Annotated in this window: 13 protein-coding genes; 9 read left to right on the plus strand and 4 right to left on the minus strand. The window is 41.4% G+C overall.

Going from position 1 to position 18404, the window contains the following annotated elements; genetic code table 11:
* Positions 1-2: 2 nt before the first annotated feature.
* Positions 3-2276, plus strand: a complete 2274-nt coding sequence (locus tag ACST14_RS00385) for an NADP-dependent malic enzyme (RefSeq protein ID WP_459459437.1) — start codon at positions 3-5, stop codon at positions 2274-2276.
* Here the strand turns inward: ACST14_RS00385 and ACST14_RS00390 are convergent.
* Both ACST14_RS00390 and ACST14_RS00395 read right to left on the minus strand, forming a co-directional pair.
* Positions 2273-3808 carry a M61 family metallopeptidase gene (locus ACST14_RS00390; RefSeq protein ID WP_459459439.1) on the minus strand — a complete coding sequence of 512 codons (1536 nt, stop codon included), beginning with the start codon at positions 3806-3808 and terminating at the stop codon, positions 2273-2275. The two genes, ACST14_RS00385 and ACST14_RS00390, sit on opposite strands and share 4 nt — an antisense overlap.
* Entirely contained in the window at positions 3808-5016 is a 1209-nt protein-coding gene (locus ACST14_RS00395; RefSeq protein ID WP_459459441.1) for an ABC transporter permease, read from the minus strand. Before ACST14_RS00395 ends, ACST14_RS00390 begins: the two co-directional genes overlap by 1 nt.
* Before the next feature lie 40 nt (positions 5017-5056).
* On the opposite strand from ACST14_RS00395, the gene ACST14_RS00400 reads away from it, so the two are divergent.
* Together ACST14_RS00400 and guaA are read left to right on the plus strand one after the other, a co-directional pair.
* Entirely contained in the window at positions 5057-6217 is a 1161-nt protein-coding gene (locus tag ACST14_RS00400; RefSeq protein ID WP_459459442.1) for an exo-beta-N-acetylmuramidase NamZ family protein, read from the plus strand.
* A gap of 52 nt (positions 6218-6269) precedes the next feature.
* On the plus strand, positions 6270-7793 hold the full coding sequence (gene guaA / locus ACST14_RS00405; RefSeq protein ID WP_459459444.1) for a glutamine-hydrolyzing GMP synthase: 1524 nt from the start codon (positions 6270-6272) through the stop codon (positions 7791-7793).
* Positions 7794-8080: 287 nt separating this feature from the next.
* Here guaA and pepT read toward each other — a convergent pair whose 3' ends face one another.
* Positions 8081-9352, minus strand: coding sequence for a peptidase T (gene pepT / locus ACST14_RS00410; RefSeq protein WP_459459446.1), 1272 nt, complete (start codon positions 9350-9352; stop codon positions 8081-8083).
* A 137-nt stretch (positions 9353-9489) separates the two neighbouring features.
* On the opposite strand from pepT, the gene ACST14_RS00415 reads away from it, so the two are divergent.
* Positions 9490-10752 (plus strand): citrate synthase, encoded by a 1263-nt coding sequence (locus ACST14_RS00415; RefSeq protein ID WP_459459448.1) that lies wholly within the window; start codon positions 9490-9492, stop codon positions 10750-10752.
* 64 nt (positions 10753-10816) lie between these two features.
* Here the strand turns inward: ACST14_RS00415 and ACST14_RS00420 are convergent, their stop codons facing one another.
* Positions 10817-11464, minus strand: coding sequence for a 7-carboxy-7-deazaguanine synthase QueE (locus tag ACST14_RS00420; RefSeq protein WP_459459450.1), 648 nt, complete (start codon positions 11462-11464; stop codon positions 10817-10819).
* Between the two features lie 282 nt (positions 11465-11746).
* On the opposite strand from ACST14_RS00420, the gene nadE reads away from it, so the two are divergent.
* The 5 genes from nadE to ACST14_RS00445 are packed head-to-tail and all read left to right on the plus strand — an operon-like array spanning position 11747 to position 18403.
* A complete protein-coding gene (gene nadE / locus ACST14_RS00425; RefSeq protein ID WP_459459451.1) occupies positions 11747-13630 on the plus strand; it encodes an NAD(+) synthase in 1884 nt (627 codons plus the stop codon).
* 14 nt (positions 13631-13644) lie between these two features.
* Positions 13645-14412: a type III pantothenate kinase gene (locus ACST14_RS00430; RefSeq protein WP_459459453.1), complete on the plus strand. Its 768-nt coding sequence runs from the start codon at positions 13645-13647 to the stop codon at positions 14410-14412.
* A gap of 4 nt (positions 14413-14416) precedes the next feature.
* Positions 14417-15460, plus strand: a complete 1044-nt coding sequence (locus ACST14_RS00435; RefSeq protein WP_459459455.1) for an agmatine deiminase family protein — start codon at positions 14417-14419, stop codon at positions 15458-15460.
* A complete protein-coding gene (locus ACST14_RS00440) occupies positions 15451-16101 on the plus strand; it encodes a hypothetical protein (RefSeq protein WP_459459457.1) in 651 nt (216 codons plus the stop codon). Before ACST14_RS00435 ends, ACST14_RS00440 begins: the two co-directional genes overlap by 10 nt.
* Positions 16102-16150: 49 nt before the next feature.
* Positions 16151-18403: a peptidylprolyl isomerase gene (locus tag ACST14_RS00445; RefSeq protein ID WP_459459459.1), complete on the plus strand. Its 2253-nt coding sequence runs from the start codon at positions 16151-16153 to the stop codon at positions 18401-18403.
* Position 18404: the final 1 nt, after the last annotated feature.

An 18404-nucleotide genomic window follows, 5' to 3' on the forward strand; every position in this document is an offset into this window, starting at 1 on the left:
ATATGTCTATTTCATCCATTTTAAGACAAGATGCGCTTGAGTATCATGCAGGAGGGAAACCTGGAAAAATTGAAGTAAAACCGACGAAATCCACCGCTACTCAGCGCGATTTATCTTTAGCGTATTCGCCGGGTGTGGCTGAGCCTTGTTTAGAAATTGCAGCAAATGTAGAGAAGGTCTATGATTATACGGCTAAAGGAAACCTGGTAGGTGTTATCTCTAATGGTACCGCAGTTTTAGGTTTAGGAAACATTGGTCCAGAGGCGAGTAAACCCGTGATGGAGGGGAAAGGCGTACTTTTCAAAGTATTTTCAGACATCGACGTTTTTGATATCGAATTAGCCGTGACGGATCCAGATGATTTTGTGGATACGGTGGCTCGATTAGAACCGACTTTTGGCGGTATAAATCTAGAGGATATCAAATCCCCAGAATGCTTTGAGATCGAAGAGAAATTAAAAGCACGCTTGAAAATTCCGATCATGCATGATGATCAGCATGGGACGGCCATCATTTCTTCAGCTGCTCTATTGAATGCCCTAGAGATTGTGGACAAGAAGATTGAAAAGGCTCGCTTCGTTGTCTCTGGTGCAGGGGCTGCTGCTATTTCTTGTATTAAATTGTATTTGAAACTCGGTGCACGCATTGAGAACTTTACTATTTTCGATAAGGACGGATTAGTTTCAACTGATCGCTCTGATTTGAATCGCTATTTAGCTCCTTTAGCTGGAAAGGCTGGGAAAATAACCTCTTTAGCTGCTGCGATGAAGGGGGCTGATATATTTCTGGGACTTTCAGTGGGGAACATCCTAAAACCAGAGATGATCGCTTCGATGGCAAAGAAACCGATCGTCTTTGCGATGGCAAACCCTACGCCAGAGATTGGTTATGAAGAGGCGAAGGCAGTGAGGAAAGATTTGATTATGGCGACAGGTCGTTCGGACTTCCCTAACCAAGTCAATAATGTGTTAGGCTTCCCCTTTATTTTTCGGGGAGCCTTGGATGTGAGAGCGTCTGAGATTAATGATGAGATGAAATTAGCGGCGGCAAAGGCTTTGGCCTGCTTAGCTAAAAAACCGGTTCCGGATATCGTGAATTTGGCTTATAATGAGAAGTCCATGAGTTTTGGACCAGAATACATAATTCCTAAGCCAGTGGATCCTCGCTTAATCACTACTATTTCGATGGCAGTGGCGAAAGCGGCGATGGATTCTGGTGTGGCGACTAAACCTATCTTAAACTGGGATGCCTACGAAAGTCAATTGGCTAAACGTTTGGGATTAGACAATCAGGTGATGAAGTTCATCTTGAAGCGGGCAAAATCTAATCCGAAAAGGATTGTTTTTGCGGAAGCAGAGAACCTGAAGGTGCTAAAGGCCGTTCGCGAAGTATTAGACGAGGGAATCGCGAAACCTATCTTATTAGGTCGCAAGGCAAACATCGATGCGATTTGCGAGGAGCATCACATTGATTTAGGGGATATTGAGATCTTTGATTTCAAACATAAAGATAACGCAGCACTATTAGCCGAGTTTGCGGAGCTATTCTACGAGAAGCGTAAGAGACGTGGGTTCACGAAATGGGAAGCGGAGAAGCAAGTGCGTAAGAGTAATTATTTCGCAGCGATGATGTTAGAGACTAATCGGGCTGATGGCGTGATTTCTGGATTAACGAAGAATTATCCGGATGCGATTCGTCCCGCCTTGCTGATCATTGGTAAAAAACCAGGGGTGAACAAGGTAGCGGGTATGTACCTTTTGTTGAGTAAACAAGGGCCTCTTTTCTTCTCGGATACGACGATTAATTTCCAACCTTCAGTGGCCGATTTAGTAGAGATTACGGAATTGACTGCAGAGGCGGTAGAACGCTTTAATTTGAAGCCTAAGATTGCTATGCTCTCCTATTCGAACTTTGGTTCAGCTGATGGAGATGATGCATTGAAGATGCGTGCGGCTACAGCGATTTTGAAAGAGAAACATCCAGAGTGGGTCATAGAAGGGGAGATGCAGGCGCATTTAGCCTTTGATAAAGAATTAAGACAGCAGAATTATCCTTTCGCGACTTTAGGAAATGATACGGCGAATACGCTAATCTTCCCTAATTTATCTTCGGCAAATATTGCCTATAACTTATTGAAGGAGGCTGCTGATATCGAATATATAGGACCTATTTTACTCGGATTGCGCAAACCGGTGCACGTTTTGCAATTAGGTGCTTCCGTACGAGAGATTGTAAATATGGTCGCTATAACGGTAGTAGAATCACAAAGTATTTAATTAACTATCCAAGCCTGTCTCAGTTTCAATTGGGAGGGGCTTGGATTTTTTATTTCCTTGAGCTCCTGCTTCAGGTCATTTAGAAAGCGGACTTTATCTTTTTTCTCATCCGTACTGCGTAACTCACAACCAATTTTTTCCAAAAGTTGCGCTAATGGCAACTCTTTATTTCCACTGACGTAGTTAGCGAAGAATCGATCGATTCCCTTCATTTTTGTCGTCTCTGCAATAATTTTAAATAGCTCCTCATCTTTGAATGATATTTCAGGGCCAAATCGAGCAGATAAATCCCGGATTAATTGTTGCGTTCCATACATTCCATTCGTCTCGCTTCGCAAGTATAAATCAAGACAGAGGCCGATTAAGGCTCCTTTTTGGTATACATTCCCATATTCCTCTTTGTATTTATTTAATACGCCTTTACTGAGTTTAGTGAAGGGAATCGAATTGTCAAAACTGAAATGCATCGTCCGGTATTTCTCCGTCATTCGCTCTAAAAATTCCGTCAAACTGATTAAACCACCCTGTAGTTGCATGTGTTGTGCAGCATATTCCGTAAGACCTTCGTAGAGCCAAAGATGCTTCGACATCTGAGGGTTTTGAAAATCAAAGCGACCAATTTCTTCTGAATGTAAGTTCAAAGGGGTCTGAATGTGGAAGAACTCGTGAGCGCTGACATCCCTAATCACAGGCCCCATCACGCTAATGGAATCTTCCGGCAAATAATAAAATGACGATTGAGCGTGTTCTAAAGCCCCGTAACTTCCATTTTTCAGATAGTCTGACATCACAATCAGAAAGGCATACTTGTTAACTGGGAAACGGCCTCCCAGGTAGTACAATTGCGCTTTTAATAGGGGTCTTACTTGTGTCGCAATCTCTGATGCCTTTATTTTCTGATTAGGGGAATAAACAGAAATCAGGATCTCTGCATTAGCCAGGTGAAGATGAACGGTATCAGGAGCGGCTACGAGGATGGGGGCGTCTGTTAGCTTTTGGTAAGAGGAGGCTACATATTTTCCTGCTTGCGCTTGCAAGGAAGATGACGCGACTAATCCTGTAGGAATCTTCAATTCTAGTGAAACGGGTAATTGATCCCTTCCCTTAATATAGCCTAAAAGTGCGTGCGTGTTCAGCGCAAATAGCGTGTCTTGCTGAAAATTCGTTCCAGCGGGCTCAAAAACATAAGGTCCCTTGATTTCTGGGCTGTCCCACGTATCATCTACTTCATAGGTGAGCGAGGAGGCATTCGCAAAAGTATAGCAATTGGTATCTTTTCGGATGACCGTAATCGGCTTTCCGGAGGCATTATAGGCTTGTAGGTTTTGGACGTATCGACCAAAATTATAAATCGCATACGTTCCCGGAACCATTTTAGGGAAACAAAACTCCTTCACACCTACGGGCAATTTCACTTCCACGGTAAGGCGGTCGTTTTGCAGTCGATTTAAGTCAATAGAATAGCGAAGGCTATCTTGCGCTTTCGCAACAGTAATGCTAAGAAAAATAAGTAGGAGTAGCTGGCGGATCATTAATTCTTAAAGTTCAAAGCTTCGTTCGGCTCAATTTTTGTAATTAAGAGCGTAGGAATGCTCATCATTAATCCCACCAAAAGGATGGTAAACCCATTCACGATTCCCCAGGTTGCTGCATCCCATTGGATGGGAACGCTGCTCATATAATAACTTTCGGGGTCTAATGGAATTAGGTGGTAGGTCGACTGGATATAACAGAATAAAAAGGCGATTACATTACCTACTAGCAATCCTCTCACCAGAATAAATAGTCCATTCCACCAGAAGATACGGCGAATCTGAGATGCGGAGGCTCCCATGGATTTTAATAGTCCCACCATGGGAACGCGTTCCATGATCAAAACCCAAAGTGTCGCGATCAGATTAAAGCAGGCCACCACAAACAAGAGACTGATAAAGATGACTATATTTCGGTCGAGCATGGTCATCCAATCGAAAAGTGCGGGATAGATTTTGGTCACGGGTTGAATGCGCCATTCGGGTGGCATCGTTTTCCCAAGCGCCAGTGTCTTCGCCTCTAAGTTCTCCTTGCTTTTAAAGTATACTTCGTAGGTACCTAGCGAATCTGCTGTCCAGCCGTTCATTTTTTGAACCCAATCGCGGTCTGCTAAGACAAATATTTTATCTAATTCTTCTAGTCCTGTTTCATAGATGCCGGCGACTTTAACTTTACGGGGTCTTTCGGGTGCGCTGAGGAAGTAGAGAATCAAAGAACCGTTCGCTTTTACTTTTAATTGTTTGGCCAAAGCCTCACTTAGAATAATCTCCTGTGGGCCAGTTATCCTACTAGATCCGCTGCTTATATTCTGCTGTAGTTGTTTCGCTGGCAAATCCGTTCCGATTCCTTTCACTACAATCCCAGCTAAACCGTCTTTTCCCACAATAATTCCCGGGCGCTGTACGTGGGCTTGAATATGATCTATCTCCGGACGTTTTGCAGTCGCGGCCTCCCAGGCTAGATTACGCGCTAAAGGACTTTCTGCTAATGATCGATTACCTGATATTTGGGAAATGCGCGCCTCCCCAGAAAAGCTCGTTAATTTTTCTTGAATGGCCGATTTAAAGCCAAATAAAATCGCAAAAGCCACTAATATAATGGCCGTCCCCACCGCGATAGTCCCGATACCCACATAGGTCACCGTCTTAGAAAAGGAGGTGTCCTGAGTTTTCCGAATACGCCTAGCGACAAAAAGAGGGAAATTCATTAGATTTGATTTTCAATTCTGAACCGCAAAGAAAACACGAATGCTGCGTAAATCAAATATTATCGTCTTATTGTTCAGCCTTTTGGCCTTTACAGTGTTCTCTCAAAAAGCGCTTATTCCCGGCGCTGCCCAATTCAACGCTTATCTACCTTCTTTAAAAGGAAAAAATATTGCTTTAGTCGTAAACCATACTTCTGTCATAGGGAAGACGCATGTAGCAGATACCTTATTATCGCTAGGCGTTTCAGTGAAAAAGATTTTTGCACCTGAGCATGGTTTCAGGGGAACGGCAGATGCGGGCGCGCATATCGATAACGAGGTAGATCGCAAGACTGGTTTAGCGCTCATTTCTTTATATGGCAAACACAAGAAACCCACAGCAGAGGATTTACAAGGGATTGATCTAGTTCTTTTTGATATTCAAGATGTGGGAGCCCGTTTTTATACCTATTCATCGACCTTGCATTATGTGTTAGAAGCATGTGCGGAGAATAAAGTTCCCTTGCTAGTTTTAGATCGACCTAATCCGAATGGTCATTATGTAGATGGCCCTGTGCTCGAAAAGGCACAAGCGTCTTTTGTAGGCTTGAATCCGATTCCAGTCGTACACGGTTGTACGTTGGGTGAATTAGCGCGTATGATTAATGGGGAAGGTTGGTTAGCGAATGGGGCCAAAGCCTCACTTAACGTCATCCCTGTCGCAAATTATACCCATGCATCCCCGGTTCACGTAACTATTGCCCCTTCTCCTAATTTGCCAAACGATCAATCGATTGCTTTATATCCTTCACTTTGTTTATTCGAAGGCACGAATGTAAGTATCGGAAGAGGAACTGATTTACAGTTCCAAGTAGCGGGAACGAACATTGCTGGTCTGGGGGATTATACTTTCACCCCAGTTCCTAAATCAGGAGCGATGGATCCTCCTTTAAAAGGGCAAATATGTTATGGATACAACCTGTCTGCTATACCTGCTAGAAATTTGGGTTTCAGCCTAAAATACCTGTTGTATTTCTACAGTAAATCTGGTTTAGGGGAGAAATTCTTTACTTCGCCCGCCTTCTTTGATAAGCTAGCGGGAACAGATTCGCTCCGTCTAGCCATTATCGCAGGTAAATCGGAGAAAGAAATTCGGGATTCTTGGGAGCCGGGATTAGTTCAATACCGAAAAATGCGCCAAAATTACCTCCTCTATCGCTAGAATTAGCTAAAAAATTCCGACATTTACCGTTTATTTTTTAGCAAAAACAAACATGGCGGAAAAGATTCTTATTCTTGATTTCGGTTCTCAGGTGACTCAATTAATTGCGCGTCGCATCAGGGAAGCGCAAGTCTATTGCGAAATACATCCTTTTAATCACATTCCAGTCATCGACGAATCGGTGAAGGGAATCATCCTTTCCGGGAGTCCATGTTCCGTACGTGATGAAGATTCTCCACGAGTGGATTTAAGCTTGTTTGGATCATTACCTATTTTAGGTATTTGTTATGGAGCACAATTATTAGCCCATCAAGGCGGAGGCTCCGTTCAAGCCTCAGGTCACCGCGAATACGGTCGTGCACACATGACCAGCGTAAAAGAGAGTCCTTTGTTAAAGGGATTGTCTGCTACAGGTCAAGTTTGGATGTCACACGGCGATACGATTATGGAATTGCCAGCTGAATATGAATTAATCGGTTCGACCGAAACGGTTCGCGTAGCTGCTTTTGCCCATAAATCGAAGCCCATTTTTGGCATTCAATTTCACCCAGAAGTAACGCACTCGACGGAAGGAAGTTTATTAATTAAGAATTTTATTGTTGATATCTGTGGATGTGCACAAACGTGGACGTCGGATTCCTTCGTAGATAGAACGGTTGCTGAATTACAGGCCAAAATAGGGAATGACAAAGTCGTTCTAGGTCTTTCCGGTGGCGTAGATAGCTCGGTTGCTGCGGTTTTATTACACCGTGCCATCGGCAAAAACCTCTACTGTATCTTCGTCGATAACGGTTTATTGCGTAAAGATGAATTTGAGCAAGTATTAACATCTTATAATACCTTAGGCTTGAACGTGAAAGGAGTTAATTCCAAACAACGTTTCTACGATGCCTTAAAAGGATTAACAGATCCAGAAGAAAAGCGTAAGGCTATTGGCAAGACATTTATTGAAGTTTTTGACGAGGAGGCGCATCTAATAGAAGGCGTTTCTTGGTTAGGTCAAGGTACCATTTACCCTGACAAAATCGAGTCAGTTTCGTTGAAAGGCCCAAGTGCAACCATTAAATCTCACCATAATGTAGGAGGTTTGCCTGATTTCATGAAGCTGAAAGTGGTGGAGCCTTTAGAGGCTTTGTTTAAAGACGAGGTTCGTCTAGTAGGTAAAACCTTAGGTGTCCCAAAAGATATTTTAGCCCGTCACCCTTTCCCGGGTCCAGGCTTAGGCATTCGTATTTTAGGTGATATTACGCCAGCAAAGGTGGATATTTTACAAAAAGTCGATGCTATTTTCATCAACGGTTTGAAGGAAGATGGTTTGTATGATCAGGTTTGGCAAGCGGGAGCGATCCTTTTGCCTATTCAATCAGTAGGTGTCATGGGGGATGAGCGTACGTATGAGCAAGTTGTCGCTTTACGCGCTGTGTCTAGTGTGGACGGTATGACCGCTGATTGGTGCCACTTACCTTATGAATTTTTGGGTCGCATTTCGAATGAGATTATCAATAAGGTCAAAGGTGTGAATCGGGTGGTGTATGATATTTCGAGTAAGCCGCCGGCTACTATTGAGTGGGAATAAATTTCTTAAGGGGTTGGAAAATGTGCTGCGCAATATTTTCTGCACCCCTTAATGAAATTTATTTCAGAGGTAAATCGTGCTGCGCAATATTTTCTTAACTCCACACAAGAATTTATTTCAATAAAAAAGCATAGAGCATAAAGCACAAAGAATAAAAATGGTATAAAAAAGGGATCGAATTCGATCCCTTTTTTTTGTTCGTATGTGAAAAATCATTTCAAAACGTATCGCCGCAGGCGATTCCATCTTTGAACTTTGCTCTTTGAACTTTGATAGTTGATTTGTTTCTAAACCGCTGCGCGGTTTTGAAACAAATCAACTAGATAAAGAACCGTCTCCGTCGCTTTCTGCATATCCTGCACAGAAACCCATTCTTGCTTGCTGTGGAAAGCATGTTCGCCGGCAAAGATGTTCGGACAGGGTAATCCCATAAAGGTTAGGCGAGATCCATCGGTTCCGCCCCGAATGCTCGTGGTTTCAGCTTTTAAGCCCGCTAACCTCATCGCTTCCATGGCTAAGTCAATGCATTCCGGATGATCGATGAGTATTTCATTCATGTTGCGGTATTGCTCGGTTTGGGTGTAGGTAGCGGAGGAATTAGGGTATTTGCGCAAGACCATCTCGGTAATTTGTTGAATGATAAAGGCGTATTCTTTCAGTTTTTCGGTCTCAAAATCACGAAGGATGAATTCAATCGTAGCTTCTTCCACGCTGCCTGAAATGTCAGTGGGGTGGATGAAACCTTCTTTTGCTTCTGTTGTTTCTGGGCTTAGACGGTCTTTTGGTAGTGTGTTGACGATTTCTGCGGCGATTTTGAGGGCGCTTTCCATTCGGCCTTTGGCAAAACCCGGGTGCTGTGAAACGCCCTGAATTTTAACGGCAAATCCATCGGCAGAGAAGGTCTCGTTTTCTAAATGGCCCCGCTTTTCTCCGTCTAAGGTATACCCGTATTTGGCCTTAATCTTCTGCATATCCACATGGTCTGTTCCTCGTCCTACTTCTTCATCTGGCGTAAAAAGTATCGTTATGGGTCCATGAGGAACGTCTGGATGTGTAGTCCAAAAAGCCACCGCATCCATAATCTCTGCAAGACCCGCCTTATTATCAGCTCCTAAAAGCGTAGTTCCACTAGCTGTTATGATGTCATTTCCTATTTGCTCTGCTAAATCAGGATGTTCAGCTAGGCGAATGACGATGGAAGGGTCATCAGGTAAAAATAAATCTTGACCATGATAATACGGATGGACGATGGGTTTTACACCTGAGCCAGAGCAATCTGGAGAGGTATCCATGTGGGCACAAAAACAAAGGCCAGGAACTTCATAGGAAACATTGGACGCTAAGTGCGCATATACATAGCCATGTTCATCGAGGTGTGCATTGTCGATCCCTAGAGCCTGCAGTTCTTTAACTAAAACCTTTCCTAGATCTTTTTGCTTCTCAGTTGTAGGGCTACTGCTTGAGTGGGGGTCGGATTGAGTATCAATTTGGACATATTCAAGAAAGCGTTCCTTAGAGCTGAAGGCGTATTTTGTGATCAATTCCGGTAGTTGAGGCATGAAATGCGAATTATATTGAAATATTAGAAGAAAAAATTGTCTATATTTAATTAAATTGTTTTGAATTTGTAAAGGTAATACTCCTTTAAGAATTACGTATTATCTTAGTAGCTTGAATTTATAAGCTTACTACTACTATGTCCCCAAATGCTATTGTTAACCTAGATGGCCAAACGTTCGAATTACCTACTTTCGTAGGAACAGAAAACGAAAAGGCAATCGACATTGCGAAACTTCGCGATTTAACTGGATACATAACCTACGACCCAGGTTTTAAAAATACGGGTGCAACTAAAAGTGCTATTACATTTTTAGATGGAGAAGAAGGAATTCTGAGACACTGTGGTTACAGTATTGAAGAATTAGCTGACAAAGCAAGCTTCTTAGAAGTGGCATATTTGCTTTTAAATGGTGAATTGCCCACTCAATCTCAATTAGACGCTTTCGAAGCGGCGGTGAAAAAGTACACGGTGACTAATGAGGCTTTATTGAAAATGGAGCAAGTTATCCCGTCTTCTACACACCCGATGAGCGAATTATCTGCTCTTGTGGGCTTGATGGAAGGTCAATTTAATCCTGCCGAAACAAGTGAGAATATCTTACGTTTAATTGCTGCTATGCCTATTTTAGCGGCATGGAATTATAAAAAATCGATCGGAGAAGCAATAGTAGCACCAGATCAATCTTTGGACTACTGCTCAAACTTCTTAAAAATGATGTTTGCTAAACCAGGCGAAGATTACAAAGTAGACCCGGTTGTTTCTAAGGCATTGAATAAATTATTAATTCTACATGCTGATCACGAGCAAAATTGTTCCACTTCTACGGTTCGTTTGATCGGTTCCTCTCACGCAAGTATATTCTCTAGTATTTCGGGTGGTATTCTAGCTTTATTTGGTCCATTACACGGTGGAGCTAATCAAGCGGTAATCGAAATGTTAGAAGAAATCAAGCAGGCGGGTGGAGATACAACGAAGTTCATCGCCATGGCGAAGGATAAGACTTCGGGCTTCCGTTTAATGGGCTTTGGTCATCGAGTTTATAAAAACTTTGATCCTCGTGCGCGTATTATTAAAGTTGCTGCGGACGATGTGTTGACTGCTTTAGGTGTAAAAGATCCAGTTTTAGCGATTGCTCAAGAATTAGAGGCTGCGGCTTTAAGTGATGAGTATTTCGTAGCACGTAAATTATATCCGAATGTAGATTTCTACTCAGGTATTATCTACCGGGCATTAAATATTCCTACGAATATGTTTACGATCCTATTTGCGATTGGACGTCTTCCAGGTTGGATTTCTCAACACATGGAAATGATGGCTAATAAAGATCCTATCGGTCGTCCTCGTCAAATCTATGTAGGTTCTCCGGAACGTGCATTTATTGACATTGCGAAGCGATAAGCTTCTACATTATAAATAGAAAAGCCTCCAAAATCGGGGGCTTTTTTTATGTGTAATAAGGAGATTAAGGAATCTGCAAAAATTTATGTGTCTGAACTGAAATCTGCCACGATGGATTTGCTTTTACGAAATCCACAATAAGTGGGTTCATTTGGTCTTGTTTCGACCATTCGGGTTGTAAATATACGGCTGCTGTTGCGGGTAATTTAATAGCCCAATCTTGTGCCCAAGGAATATCGGATGGGTGATTAACCACCACCTTTAATTCATTAGTGAGGGCCAAAATGTCCTCGTTAGGTGCCTTGAATTTCTTAGGGGAGAAGCAAATCCAATCCCAAATGCCAGTTATTTTTTCCGCAACACCGGAAGTTTCTATGTGGGTTCTAAAGCCAGCCTCTCTTAATTCTTCCGTTAAAGGACCTAAATCATGCATTAATGGTTCTCCTCCTGTAATGACTACTAAGCGACCAGGATGTGCAAGTGCCTCATCTAGTAAAGTAGCAACGGATTTTATAGGGTGAGTATCTACAGGCCAAGATTCCTTTACATCGCACCAATGGCAACCTACATCGCATCCGCCTAAACGAATAAAATAGGCAGCATGTCCTTGGTATTTACCTTCCCCTTGAATCGTGTAAAAAGATTCCATCACGGGATACGTAAATTCGGTTCTTTTTACGTCGGTTTTTATATCTTTGGGATCTGATTGCATTTAGACTTAAAATTGTATCCCAAAATTAAGTCTAGAATTGTAATTTAACTAATCCATGAATCCAACAACCGCAAAAAATCGGCTATTCCTTGCTATCGGGCTTGTAAGCACCTTGTGTTTATTATCCGCTTGTTGGTCCGCGCGTTGTTCCTATAAAACCTGTCGGGTAAAAGTAGAACATCGACATGGCGTGTCTTATTATCGTCCTAATGTGGCCTTTTCTTGGATGTGGACTCCGCGTTACAGGCATATAAGAGCTGATCAAAATAAAAAGAAACCGAGATGAAACAAACAGTAGTCGTTTCAGCAGGTGCTCTGAATCAATTGCCATTGGATTGGGAGGGAAATCGCCAGCGAATTTTGCAGGCCATTTTTCAGGCTCATGAGCAAGGCGCTGCACTATTATGTTTGCCAGAACTCTGTATCTCCGGATATGGCTGCGAAGATCAGTTTTTAGCGCCTTTTACGGCAAATAAATCTTGGGAGTCACTTGAAATTATCGCTGCTGCAACGCCTGAAATAGTGGTAATTGTAGGCTTAGCTTTGCCTTTCGAAGGCGAATTATATAATGTGTCTGCCATTCTTGCTCGAGGCAAAGTTCGGGCTTTGATTCCGAAACAATTTTTAGCTGACGATGGAGTTCATTATGAGCCGCGTTGGTTTAAACCTTGGCCTAAAGGTCGTAGACTAACGTATAAAGGAATTCCATTAGGGGATTATCGAATTCATTTCGCAGGAATTACGCTTGGAATTGAGATATGTCAAGATGCCTGGGAAGGGGAGAAGAGGCCTGCTCATGATTTAGCACGTCGTGGTGTTTCGGTTATTTGTAATCCGACGGCGTCTCACTTTGCTTTTGGTAAATCAGAAATCAGAAAATCTTTAGTGATAGAGGGGGCGAAAATCATCGATGGGGCCTATGTCTTTGCTAATTTATTAGGTAATGAAGCGGGTCGCATTATTTTCGACGGCGATGCTTATATCGCTCATGAAGGCAAAATTTTACAACAAAGCGCCCGTTTTTCCTATCAAGATGTTTCGTTAATCGGCCTTGAATTATCCTTGCCTATCCGAGAGGATAAGGAAGAGGATGTGGTTATTTTTGAAATACAGCTTTCAGCTGAGCCTAAAGTGAGTTCTGTAGAAATTCCTGTTTGGGAAACTTCCTCCACGAAAAAAGAGGAGGAATTTTCTAGGGCCGTTGCCTTGGGATTATTTGATTATTTGCGCAAATCACGCTCTCAGGGATGGGTTTTATCTCTTTCAGGCGGTGCGGATTCGTCTGCCATCGCCTCACTTTGTTCGCTTAGCATTCAAAATGCCATAGCTGAAATAGGTTGGGAGGCTTTGAAAGCTAAATTAGATTATATCCCTTTAAGTACGCAGGATCGCGTGATGGCGGATTTATTAACGACGATTTATCAAGGAACTGTTAATTCGTCTCAAAGTACTCGTGATTCAGCCCGTGAATTAGCGGAGTGGATAGGTTCATCGCATTATGTGATTGAAATTGATTCGATTGTGCAAGGATACCGTGATTTAGTGGAAACTGCGATCGGTCGACCTTTGACCTGGAAGCAGGATGACATTACACTTCAAAACGTGCAAGCCCGCGTTCGTGCCCCGAGTGCCTGGATGCTGGCTAATATTAAGAATGCGCTCTTATTAGCTACATCAAATCGTTCTGAGGCGAGTGTGGGTTATGCGACGATGGATGGAGATACCTCGGGTTCGATATCGCCTATTTCGGGGATTGACAAAAGTTTCTTGAGAACTTGGTTGCTTTGGTTAGAAGTGCAAGGATCGAAAGGCCTTCATTTAGTGAATAGCTTAGAACCGAGTGCTGAATTGCGTCCCTTATCGGAAAAACAGGTGGACGAGGATGATTTGATGCCTTATCCTATTTTGAATACGATTGAACGATTAGCTTTTTATGATTTATGCTCGCCGCACGAATGTTTGGTGATTGTGAATGAACGCTATGGATCTGTTTTTGCCCAAGAAAAGCTTGAAGAATTCGTTCGTCGATTCTTCCGACTTTGGGCTAAAAATCAGTGGAAAAGGGAGCGTTATGCCCCAGGATTCCACGTGGATGATTATAGTTTAGATCCGAAGAGTTGGTTGCGATTCCCGATTCTTTCGGCAGGATTGGAAAAAGATATATAAACAAAACGAGACAGATGTTATTAGTTGTGGATGTGGGGAACACGGATATCGTGTTTGGTTTTTATGAAGATCAGATCTGGAAGGCGGTTTTACGTACGCCTACACATCAGCCCTGGAGTGCGAATGGGGTTGTGAATTGGATTAAGAAGGAATGGGCATCTAAAGAACTAGGGGATAAATTACCCTCTTTGGCCTTAATATCTTCCGTTGTCCCTTCTATTTCACCACAAATCCAGCGTGGTTTGGCGCTATGGCTAGGTTTTTCACCAGCTGTGATGAATCCGAAATTATATGAATCATTAGCGATTCAAGTAATTGTTCCAGAAGAAATCGGTTCAGATTTAGTGGCAAATGCGGTTTACGCGCATGAAAATTATAAATCAAACGTACTGATCGTGGATTTTGGTACAGCCTTAACCTTTACTTTAGTGAATGCGGAAGGTAAAATGGAAGGCGTTTCGATTGCGCCAGGTTTAAAGACCGCGGTTAAATCTTTATTTTCCCAAACAGCTCAATTACCCGAAGTTCCACTCGAAATGCCCGAATTTAATTTAGGCACCGATACGGTTTCAGCCATTCAGGCTGGAATTTTATGGGGCTATGTGGGTATGGTGAAGGAGATGATTAGCCGAGTGAAACAGGATAAAAATGGAGATTTACAGGTAGTGGCGACAGGGGGATTATCCTCAATTTTGACCCCATTAGCCTCCTATTTCGATGAGGTAAACAAATTAATTACATTAGAAGGTCTGCGAATCATCGCAGAACGTATAAAAGCCTAAGCTCATGTCTCCTAAAGAAGAAGGATACTTTTTTCCTGCCGAATGGCATCCTCATGTAGCTACTTGGATCACGTTTCCACATAATGACCACTCGTGGCAAAAAGAGAAATTAGGTCAAATGTATCCGGAATATTTTGCCTTGATTAAGGCGATTTCACAAGGGGAACAAGTCCGAATTAATGTTAATTCGATTGAATTGAAGTCTTTTGTAGAAGGCCAATTACCGGTATATGGAATTGATCCAGGGAAAATCGAATTCAATGTGCAGCCTACAAACGATGCCTGGTGCCGGGATCATGGCCCCGCTTTTTTAGTAAAAGAAGGCACTTCAGATCGCTTAGTGATAGATTGGGAATACAACGCTTGGGGTGGAAAATATCCGCCATTTTCAGATGATAATGCCTTGCCTCATTCGATTGCATCGCGTCTTCAGCTCGCTATCGCTTCACCAGGAATTATCATGGAAGGGGGATCAGTGGAATTTAATGGAGCAGGAACTGTGTTGACAAGTCGCTCTTGTTTGCTAAACCCTAATCGCAATCCACATCTTAATCAAGCTCAAATCGAGGAATATTTAACTAATTATTATGGAGTTTCACAGGTGCTTTGGGTGTCTGACGGAATCGCAGGCGATGATACAGATGGGCATATCGATGATACGGTTCGTTTCGTGAATGCGAATACCGTTATTGCGATGGTGGAGCAAAACGAATCAGATGAAAACCATGCCGTCCTAGCAGCTAATCTGGCTGAATTAAAGCAAATGACACTCTTGGATGGTTCTTCCTTACAAATTGTGGAGATTCCGATGCCTGATGCGGTGGTGATTGATGGATTTAGGGCTCCCGGTTCTTATGCTAATTTTTACATCTGCAACGCTGGTGTTTTAGTACCTACTTTTAATTGTCCACAAGATGAAATTGCCTTAGGTATATTAAGTCAATTATTTACGGATCGGCCGGTGATCGGTTTGTCTGCTCGGGAGATTATTTGGGGACAGGGTAGTTTTCATTGTTTGACACAGCAAGAACCTGCTCCATGCGTTTAATACTGCTTATTTTCCTTGTTGGGCTTTTTTCTTGTGCCCGCAAGCCCGCTCTACCTATGTCTGCAGCGCCTGCAAGGCAAATGGAAAAACAAATTCGTGTTTCACCACAATCTTTGAATGTAAAAAAGACTCAGGAACTTTTAGGGGATGAGCTTCTAGTGGTGGGAGCTATCGGAATTATAGAAGACGGGAAAGTGATGCTAGTTCAGGTTTTTTCCTCCTATATAGGACGGGTAAAGAAAGGGCAGGTGATTCGATTAGATACAATAAAGAGTGTAGTTGTTCGTTTGAAACCGGGCCAAAAAGCCAGTTTTCAGCTTTCTCTCTTTGAAATAGAAGATTATCAACCCACGAAAAAATGGGTAAATCGATTTAATTCTATCAGTGGTGTATTGGCTTTGCCTTTGGCATTAATCTCAGCAGAAAATCCAGTAGCCTGGTTTTTATGGGGGATGAAAGCGGGTTCATTTGGCTTAGACTGGATCAGTGAATTAGACGTAAAAGATTTATTAGGCGTGTCTGAGACTCAGTGGGATTATGATTCAGTGAAGACTTCTGTCAGAACAGGAAAATGGATAGGGGGGCGAAAGGCAATCGACGCTTATGAATATCAGTATACTGTTCAAATTAATGTAGATTAACCGTGTTTGTCAGGGATTATTCGTAATTTTGTAAGCTTATTTATCAGTTATGAAAGAATTAAAATTATTTATTGTTTTAGTGTTTTGTATGCCTATAGTTTCACTGGCACAAAATGTTTCCCTTATTCAAATAGGTAATAAATACATTTCATCGGATGAGTTTTTAAAAACGTACAAGCCATTAATTGAGTCTGATAGTGTTACCAAGGATAATCAATCAGCATTTTTAGCTGATTACATTGATTATCAATTAAAAGTTCTCGCCGCAGAGAATGCGAAAATTGCTGATGAAGCGGAATTTAAGGAAGAGTATATTAGTTTTCGAAAGGAATTAGCAGCTCCTTATTTGATCGATATGCCTACTGCTGATAATTTAGTAAAAGAGGCATATCAGCGTATGAAGGAGGAGAAAAAGTTAAGTCAAATTTTAGTCAAATTAGGGGAGAATGCAAGTTCAGCTGATACCATTATAGCCTATCAGAAAATTCAAAATATATATTTAAAACTAAAGGCAGGAGAAGATTTTGCTCAATTAGCGACGAGATTCTCTGAAGATGAAATGTCAGCTTCTAAAGGAGGGGTTTTAGGGTATATATCCTCTCTTCAGACTACATATGATTTTGAGAATGCTATTTTTTCTATTGGAATAGGAGAGTTTTCTAAACCATTCAGGACAACCAGTGGCTATCATATTGTGAAGATTTTAAATCAAAGACCTAATTCAGGAAAAATACGTTTAGCCCATATTATTATTTCTGCCGCTGTGGACGCTCCTTCAAGTCTTCAACTTGATGCTAAAAAGAAAATTGAACAGGTCGAAGCTTATTTAAAAGCAGGAGAATCTTTTGAATTAGTTTGTAAAAATTATTCAGATGACCCATATTCCCGTAGTAGAGGTGGAGAAATCAGACGATGGTATTTTTCATCCGATTTAAGTGAGGAACTGCAAGATGAGTTATTTGGATTAGAGCGATTAGGGGATGTTTCTAAACCTGTTCGTACAAATTTAGGTTGGCAAATTTTCAAATTAATTGATAAAAAATCTCTGCTAACTTTCGAGGAAATGTATGAATTTATAAAGCAAAAAGTATTAACTGATCCAGATCGTCAAGAGCTTATAAAAAAAGCCTTTATTAAACGTGTTCGTTTTGAAAACAAGGTAGTAGTAAATGAGGCTACAAAAAAAGCTGCATTTGAACGTGCTAGTGTGGAAAGATCAGGTGACGAACCTTTCTTAAAGGAAATTCTATTCACCGTATTGGATAAGACATTTAATGTAGGTGACTTTTATACTTTTGTTCAAAATCAAAAAAGAAGGAGTGTAAAAACATTAGGGTATCTTCCACAGGTAGGCGAACAAAAATACCTAGATGAATTGATTGCAAGAGAAACTTTGCAATCTGAAGAAGAGAATTTAGAAGTTAAATACCCTGCTTTTAAGGATCAAATGACAGAATTCTATATAGGTAGTTTATATAGTAAAATGATCGATCGAGAGGTAATTAACAGATCGTTGGATTCATTAGGCCAAAGTAAATATTATAGTGAAAATCGATTAAGTTTTATGATGCCCGCTAGAATTGAAGCTAAATTGATTGTTGCTGATTCTAAGAAGACTTTGTCTGATGTTTCAGGGCAAATGAAACAGGCTCCTTATTCAATGAATAAGAAAATTTCAGATATTATTTTTCCTTTAAGTGATACTAAATTACAGGAACCAGCTCTTCATTTATTGGATGAATTGTATGTTACCATGGCAAAAAATGCAGATTATATTGTGGAAATTTCTGGTCATAGAGATGGATCCGAACATGATAGTTTATCAGAGACTCGTTCGAATAAAATAGTACAATATTTAACCAAAAAGGGAATTTCATCACAACGAATTATTCAAAAGGATGAAGCTAATTTGAAAATAATTTCAAAGACGGTAAAAGAAAAAAATGCTAGAGTCTCATTCAGATTTTATTCTTTAAGCATTGAGGATTTAGTAAAAAGATTCAACGCCCTAAAACCTAAGAGTGTTGAAGTGAAAGAGGGTTATTTTAAGAAAGGTGAATCATCAATAATAGATGCAATTGATTGGTCTGTTGGTTTAAAATCATGGGAAACTGCAGGTAAGTTTGCCGTAGTTGAAGTGAAGAAAGTAGAGCCTGAGCGTTTACGTAGTTTTGAAGAAGCTCGTGGATTAGTTATTCGCGCTTACCAAGAACAATTAGAGAAGGAATGGGTGGCTAAATTAAAACAACAATATCCAGTGGTAATTAAGACAGAGGAATTAGAAAAAATACTGAAAAATTAAA

This window comes from Aquirufa sp. A-Brett2-15D, assembly GCF_054558735.1.

Bases quoted from the DNA above. Each gene is read 5' to 3' on its own strand.
- ACST14_RS00385 (WP_459459437.1), top strand. From the start codon at position 3: ATGTCTATTTCATCCATTTTAAGACAAGATGCGCTTGAGTATCATGCA.
- ACST14_RS00390 (WP_459459439.1), bottom strand. From the start codon at position 3,808: ATGATCCGCCAGCTACTCCTACTTATTTTTCTTAGCATTACTGTTGCG.
- ACST14_RS00395 (WP_459459441.1), bottom strand. From the start codon at position 5,016: ATGAATTTCCCTCTTTTTGTCGCTAGGCGTATTCGGAAAACTCAGGAC.
- ACST14_RS00400 (WP_459459442.1), top strand. From the start codon at position 5,057: ATGCTGCGTAAATCAAATATTATCGTCTTATTGTTCAGCCTTTTGGCC.
- guaA (WP_459459444.1), top strand. From the start codon at position 6,270: ATGGCGGAAAAGATTCTTATTCTTGATTTCGGTTCTCAGGTGACTCAA.
- pepT (WP_459459446.1), bottom strand. From the start codon at position 9,352: ATGCCTCAACTACCGGAATTGATCACAAAATACGCCTTCAGCTCTAAG.
- ACST14_RS00415 (WP_459459448.1), top strand. From the start codon at position 9,490: ATGTCCCCAAATGCTATTGTTAACCTAGATGGCCAAACGTTCGAATTA.
- ACST14_RS00420 (WP_459459450.1), bottom strand. From the start codon at position 11,464: ATGCAATCAGATCCCAAAGATATAAAAACCGACGTAAAAAGAACCGAA.
- nadE (WP_459459451.1), top strand. From the start codon at position 11,747: ATGAAACAAACAGTAGTCGTTTCAGCAGGTGCTCTGAATCAATTGCCA.
- ACST14_RS00430 (WP_459459453.1), top strand. From the start codon at position 13,645: ATGTTATTAGTTGTGGATGTGGGGAACACGGATATCGTGTTTGGTTTT.
- ACST14_RS00435 (WP_459459455.1), top strand. From the start codon at position 14,417: ATGTCTCCTAAAGAAGAAGGATACTTTTTTCCTGCCGAATGGCATCCT.
- ACST14_RS00440 (WP_459459457.1), top strand. From the start codon at position 15,451: ATGCGTTTAATACTGCTTATTTTCCTTGTTGGGCTTTTTTCTTGTGCC.
- ACST14_RS00445 (WP_459459459.1), top strand. From the start codon at position 16,151: ATGAAAGAATTAAAATTATTTATTGTTTTAGTGTTTTGTATGCCTATA.